Below are 440 nucleotides of genomic sequence, written 5' to 3' on the forward strand. Positions count from 1 at the left end.
GGACGCCGAGCCACCCACGTCCCCGGAGGACCCGACCACGCCTCGCTCGGCCTTCGCCCGGACCTCCGGCCAGCGCGCCGTCCCCGACACGAGCCTGCTGCCCGAGTTCCCCGAGACGCCGAGTGCTTCCGCCGCGTCGGCGGCCCCCACGGCCGAACAGCCGCCCGCAACGCGCGAGGAGGGACTGGACGATTTCGATGACCTCTTCGGTCCCCTCGGCGCAGAAGCGCCGGACGCGGCGCAGCCCGACGAGGCGCCCGTCGCCGCTCGGGATGCTGAGGCCGCGCGAGACGCCGAGAGCCCCGACGGCCCGCGCCGTCGCCGCACCTACGATGCCGCTGAGCCAGACGAGCGCGATCCCGCGCTCCTCGCCGCGCTCGGCGTTCCCGCGAGCGGCGTGCTCGCCTCCGGCGAGCCCGTGGCCGGGACCGGCCCGCTTC

At 77.3% G+C, this 440-nt stretch carries 1 protein-coding gene; it reads left to right on the forward strand.

Going from position 1 to position 440, the window contains the following annotated elements; all coding sequences use genetic code 11:
- On the forward strand, positions 1-440 hold a 440-nt coding region (locus OOT08_RS10585; protein WP_325092612.1), incomplete at both ends, for a hypothetical protein.

Origin of the sequence: Leucobacter sp. M11, from assembly GCF_035726885.1 — a bacterium.
GTDB lineage: Bacteria > Actinomycetota > Actinomycetes > Actinomycetales > Microbacteriaceae > JAPFRB01.